Here is a 6,526-nt window from a genome sequence, read left to right as displayed (position 1 = left end):
CGCGACACGCCCGGGATGCGGGTTGTTTTGCGGGGGTGGGGTGGTCCGCGTAATGTCTCCTCTTGTCGCCGGAACGGGCGGGAAGCGAAATGCTTCCGGAGCTGTTCTGGTGGGCTTGATCCTGGTGAAACAGAAGTTGCCGCGGCTTACGGGTTGCGTGTTTACCATCAACTGAGCTAGGGTCTGATTCTGCTTCCGACGTGAGTGCTGGGCCTTGTGGTCTGGATCACTCCCACGGGGAGCGGTGGAGTGTGAGCTCCGATGGCTGGCTGTGATGGTCGGTGTCGGGAGCGTCCGTTCCTTGAGAACTCAACAGCGTGCACAATGTCAAATGCCAAATACCCGTTGCGGGTGTCCTTCGGATGCTCGTTTCGGATTCCTTTGGAATACATTTAAACAAACAAGCAAGTCAGTAATGATTTGTTCTGTCGGTTTCAAACTTGCTGGTTCGTGTTCGATTCCCGTTCACGTCTGGCTTTAGATGTGCCGACTGCTTTCGGGTGGTCGTGCGTTTAAGCATTTATGGAGAGTTTGATCCTGGCTCAGGACGAACGCTGGCGGCGTGCTTAACACATGCAAGTCGAACGGTGATGTCAGAGCTTGCTCTGGCGGATCAGTGGCGAACGGGTGAGTAACACGTGAGTAACCTGCCCCCGACTCTGGGATAACTGCTAGAAATGGTAGCTAATACCGGATATGACGATTGGCCGCATGGTCTGGTCGTGGAAAGAATTTCGGTTGGGGATGGACTCGCGGCCTATCAGGTTGTTGGTGAGGTAATGGCTCACCAAGCCTACGACGGGTAGCCGGCCTGAGAGGGTGACCGGCCACACTGGGACTGAGACACGGCCCAGACTCCTACGGGAGGCAGCAGTGGGGAATATTGCACAATGGGCGAAAGCCTGATGCAGCAACGCCGCGTGAGGGATGACGGCCTTCGGGTTGTAAACCTCTTTTAGTAGGGAAGAAGCGAAAGTGACGGTACCTGCAGAAAAAGCACCGGCTAACTACGTGCCAGCAGCCGCGGTAATACGTAGGGTGCAAGCGTTGTCCGGAATTATTGGGCGTAAAGAGCTCGTAGGCGGTTTGTCGCGTCTGCTGTGAAATCCCGAGGCTCAACCTCGGGTCTGCAGTGGGTACGGGCAGACTAGAGTGCGGTAGGGGAGATTGGAATTCCTGGTGTAGCGGTGGAATGCGCAGATATCAGGAGGAACACCGATGGCGAAGGCAGATCTCTGGGCCGTAACTGACGCTGAGGAGCGAAAGCATGGGGAGCGAACAGGATTAGATACCCTGGTAGTCCATGCCGTAAACGTTGGGAACTAGATGTGGGGACCATTCCACGGTCTCCGTGTCGCAGCTAACGCATTAAGTTCCCCGCCTGGGGAGTACGGCCGCAAGGCTAAAACTCAAAGGAATTGACGGGGGCCCGCACAAGCGGCGGAGCATGCGGATTAATTCGATGCAACGCGAAGAACCTTACCAAGGCTTGACATATACCGGAAACATGCAGAGATGTGTGCCCCGCAAGGTCGGTATACAGGTGGTGCATGGTTGTCGTCAGCTCGTGTCGTGAGATGTTGGGTTAAGTCCCGCAACGAGCGCAACCCTCGTTCTATGTTGCCAGCACGTAATGGTGGGAACTCATAGGAGACTGCCGGGGTCAACTCGGAGGAAGGTGGGGATGACGTCAAATCATCATGCCCCTTATGTCTTGGGCTTCACGCATGCTACAATGGCCGGTACAAAGGGCTGCGATACCGCAAGGTGGAGCGAATCCCAAAAAGCCGGTCTCAGTTCGGATTGAGGTCTGCAACTCGACCTCATGAAGTCGGAGTCGCTAGTAATCGCAGATCAGCAACGCTGCGGTGAATACGTTCCCGGGCCTTGTACACACCGCCCGTCAAGTCATGAAAGTCGGTAACACCCGAAGCCAGTGGCCTAACCGCAAGGGAGGAGCTGTCGAAGGTGGGATCGGTGATTAGGACTAAGTCGTAACAAGGTAGCCGTACCGGAAGGTGCGGCTGGATCACCTCCTTTCTAAGGAGCATGTGCACCTCTCCTCTGTATACAGGGAGATCAAGGGTGCCAAGTCACGCGTCAGGCGTATGTCCTGGTGGTGGCGCTCATGGGTGGAACATTGACATTGATGCCGGTTGATTCGTCGTGCTGCTAGTACGCCTCCTTGTGGGGTGGGAACGTGGTGTGGGGTGTCGCGGGCATGTTGCACGCTGTTGGGTCCTGAGGGACCGGGCCGCACCGTTTGGTGTGTCTGGTTTCTTGTCGGACCCTTTCTGTCGTCCCTGAGTGGATGGTGGTGGGGTACCGCCCGTATATTGAGAACTACACAGTGGACGCGAGCATCTTAGATTCACCGGTTTACCGGTGGATCACAAAGATCTATTTATAGATCATTGGTCAATTCTGTCTCCTCTAGGGGAGGCGAAACGATTCAATCTCATGTGATTTCAAGATTCTAAGAGCAAACGGTGGATGCCTTGGCATCTGGAGCCGAAGAAGGACGTATAAATCTGCGATAAGCCTCGGGGAGCTGATAATAGAGCTTTGATCCGAGGATCTCCGAATGGGGAAACCCCGCCAGGCCCTTTGGGTGACCTGGTGACTCCCGCCTGAATATATAGGGCGGGTAGAGGGAACGTGGGGAAGTGAAACATCTCAGTACCCACAGGAAGAGAAAGCAAAAGCGATTCCGTTAGTAGTGGCGAGCGAAACCGGAAGAGGCCAAACCGATCATGTGTGATATCCGGTAGGAGTTGCATGGTCGGGGTTGCGGGACTTTCCGTACAGTTCTACCGAGCTGTGAGGGCAATGAGCGCGATATAGACGAATGGTCTTGAAAGGCCAGTCATAGAGGGTGCGAACCCCGTAGTCGAAATGTCGTCGCCTGTCCGGAGAGTATCCCAAGTAGCACGGGGCCCGTGAAATCCCGTGTGAATCTGTCAGGACCACCTGATAAGCCTAAATACTCCCAGATGACCGATAGCGGACAAGTACCGTGAGGGAAAGGTGAAAAGTACCCCGGGAGGGGAGTGAAATAGTACCTGAAACCGTTTGCTTACAAACCGTTGGAGCACCCTTGTTGGTGTGACAGCGTGCCTTTTGAAGAATGAGCCTGCGAGTTAGTGATATGTGGCGAGGTTAACCCGTGAGGGGCAGCCGTAGCGAAAGCGAGTCTTAATAGGGCGTATGAGTCGCATGTTCTAGACCCGAAGCGAAGTGATCTATCCATGGCCAGGTTGAAGCGACGGTAAGACGTCGTGGAGGACCGAACCCACTTCAGTTGAAAATGGAGGGGATGAGCTGTGGATAGGGGTGAAAGGCCAATCAAACTTCGTGATAGCTGGTTCTCTCCGAAATGCATTTAGGTGCAGCGTTGCGTGTTTCTTGCCGGAGGTAGAGCTACTGGATGGACGATGGGCCCCAAAAGGTTACTGACTTCAGCCAAACTCCGAATGCCGGTAAGTGAGAGCGCAGCAGTGAGACGGTGGGGGATAAGCTTCATCGTCGAGAGGGAAACAACCCAGACCACCATCTAAGGTCCCTAAGCGCGTGCTAAGTGGGAAAGGATGTGGAGTTGCATAGACAACCAGGAGGTTGGCTTAGAAGCAGCCACCCTTGAAAGAGTGCGTAATAGCTCACTGGTCAAGTGATTCCGCGCCGACAATGTAACGGGGCTCAAGCACGCCACCGAAGTTGTGGCATTTATATTACAGGCAGGCCTTCGTGGTCCAGCCGTATAGATGGGTAGGAGAGCGTCGTGTGGCCAGCGAAGCGGCGGTGTGAACCAGCCGTGGAGGCCACACGAGTGAGAATGCAGGCATGAGTAGCGAAAGACGGGTGAGAAACCCGTCCTCCGAAAGACCAAGGGTTCCAGGGCCAGGCTAATCCGCCCTGGGTAAGTCGGGACCTAAGGCGAGGCCGACAGGCGTAGTCGATGGACAACGGGTTGATATTCCCGTACCGATGAAGAACCGCCCAAGACAATCCAGTAATGCTAAGTGTCTGAATCCTTGATTCGATCCCTTCGGGGTGACGGTCTTGGCCTAGCACACGACCCTACGCTGAGGCGTTTAGCGTATTAACAGGTGTGACGCAGGAAGGTAGCTGAGCCGGGCGATGGTTGTCCCGGTCTAAGGATGTAGGGCAGAAGATAGGCAAATCCGTCTTCTATGTAGCCTGAGACCCGATGGGTAGTCCTCACGGACGAAATCAGTGATCCTATGCTGCCGAGAAAAGCATCGACGCGAGGTTCCAATCGCCCGTACCCCAAACCGACTCAGGTGGTCAGGTAGAGAATACTAAGGAGATCGAGAGAATCGTGGTTAAGGAACTCGGCAAAATGCCCCCGTAACTTCGGGAGAAGGGGGGCCTGAGGCGTGTAGGGATTTACTCCTGAAGCGTTTGAAGGCCGCAGAGACCAGTGGGAAGCGACTGTTTACTAAAAACACAGGTCCGTGCTAAGTCGCAAGACGATGTATACGGACTGACGCCTGCCCGGTGCTGGAAGGTTAAGAGGAACGGTTAGCACGCAAGTGCGAAGCTGAGAATTTAAGCCCCAGTAAACGGCGGTGGTAACTATAACCATCCTAAGGTAGCGAAATTCCTTGTCGGGTAAGTTCCGACCTGCACGAATGGCGTAACGACTTCCCAGCTGTCTCAACCGCGAACTCGGCGAAATTGCACTACGAGTAAAGATGCTCGTTACGCGCAGCAGGACGGAAAGACCCCGTGACCTTTACTACAGCTTGGTATTGGTGTTCGGTGTGGCTTGTGTAGGATAGGTGGGAGACTGTGAAGCTCGGACGCTAGTTCGGGTGGAGTCATTGTTGAAATACCACTCTGGTCACTCTGGATATCTAACTTCGAACCGTAATCCGGTTCAGGGACAGTGCCTGGTGGGTAGTTTAACTGGGGCGGTTGCCTCCTAAAGAGTAACGGAGGCGCCCAAAGGTTCCCTCAACCTGGTTGGTAATCAGGTGTCGAGTGTAAGTGCACAAGGGAGCTTGACTGTGAGACTGACAAGTCGAGCAGGGACGAAAGTCGGGACTAGTGATCCGGCAGTGGCTTGTGGAAGCGCTGTCGCTCAACGGATAAAAGGTACCTCGGGGATAACAGGCTGATCTTGCCCAAGAGTCCATATCGACGGCATGGTTTGGCACCTCGATGTCGGCTCGTCGCATCCTGGGGCTGGAGTAGGTCCCAAGGGTTGGGCTGTTCGCCCATTAAAGCGGTACGCGAGCTGGGTTTAGAACGTCGTGAGACAGTTCGGTCCCTATCCGCTGCGCGCGTAGGAAATTTGAGAAGATCTATCCCTAGTACGAGAGGACCGGGATGGACGAACCTCTGGTGTGTCAGTTGTTCCGCCAGGAGCACCGCTGATTAGCTACGTTCGGAACGGATAACCGCTGAAAGCATCTAAGCGGGAAGCCGGCTTCGAGATGAGATTTCCATCCCTTTTAGGGTGAAGGCTCCCGGCTAGACTACCGGGTTGATAGGCAGGATGTGGAAGCGAGGACTAAAGACTCGTGGAGCTGACCTGTACTAATAAGCCGATATCTTGAAAACACTTTGCTTGCGTCCACTATGTGGTTCCCGATATACGGTCGGGTATCAATTGAACAACCAGCTTGACTGGTCGATTCATCACAGATTTCATGCCCTGAGGGGTGTGTATGAGGTGTTTCGGCGGCCATAGCGAGAGGGAAACGCCCGGTCACATTCCGAACCCGGAAGCTAAGACTCTCAGCGCCGATGGTACTGCAGGGGGGACCCTGTGGGAGAGTAGGACACCGCCGGACTTAACTTGAGTAAACGGGGAGGCCCGTCGCATTCGTGCGGCGGGCCTTCTCGCGTTAACGGGCACGGCGGACACCGTTGTCATGGACGATCACGCGGCGGGCATCGAGACGGGCGTGCGCGGCGCCGACGAGAATCGGCGGCAGGAGCCCCGTCTCGACCGAGGAGACGTGCGCTGTACCGATCCGATCCGATCCGATCCGATCCAATCCAATCCAATCCAATCCGATCCAATCCGGTCCGGTCCGAACCGCGCTGGACCTCCGCGCTGGGCCGTCCCGAGGGACCGGCTAACCTGGACCAGGACTCGAGCACGACCCACAACACCACAGACATCATCTGGCCCGCGCGGCCGACAGGAGCACAGTGAGCGACTCTTCCGATCGAGACAGCCGGCCCGAGGGCCAGGACCGCGGATCGTCGCACTCGGCGCGCGGCCGGGACGGTCAGAAGCCGCCGTATGATCGCGGATCCTCGGGTGCTCCTCGAGGTCCGCGGGATGCCGGGCGTGGGTCCGGTGCGCCTGGAGCGGGCGCGGGTCGTCCGGCGCGTGGCGGTGACCGGAAGCCCTGGTCGAAGGACGCGCCTGCGGGTGGTCGTCCGCGTGACGCAGAGCGCAAGCCCTGGTCGAAGGATGCGCCTGCGGGTGGTCGTCCGCGTGACGCAGAGCGCAAGCCGTGGTCGAAGGACGCGCCCGCGGGTGGTCGTC

The 6,526-nt window shown here is 56.3% G+C and carries 3 rRNA genes; all 3 read left to right on the top strand.

The window, feature by feature from the left end:
- The first annotated feature begins 519 nt into the window (after positions 1-519).
- The 3 genes from AWH51_RS11600 to rrf all read left to right on the top strand — a co-directional run bounded on the left by AWH51_RS11600 (position 520) and on the right by rrf (position 5,819).
- A 16S ribosomal RNA gene (locus tag AWH51_RS11600) occupies positions 520-2,040 on the top strand.
- Positions 2,041-2,466: 426 nt separating this feature from the next.
- A 23S ribosomal RNA gene (locus AWH51_RS11595) occupies positions 2,467-5,586 on the top strand.
- A 116-nt stretch (positions 5,587-5,702) separates the two neighbouring features.
- Positions 5,703-5,819, top strand: a 5S ribosomal RNA gene (gene rrf, locus AWH51_RS11590).
- The 16S, 23S and 5S rRNA genes sit together here, the layout of an rRNA operon.
- Positions 5,820-6,526 lie beyond the last annotated feature (707 nt).

This window comes from Clavibacter tessellarius, assembly GCF_001618005.1.
In the GTDB taxonomy this organism is placed as follows: domain Bacteria; phylum Actinomycetota; class Actinomycetes; order Actinomycetales; family Microbacteriaceae; genus Clavibacter; species Clavibacter tessellarius_A.
The sequence above is the reverse complement of the archived record's forward strand: the minus strand, read 5'-3'. Positions and strand labels throughout refer to the sequence as shown.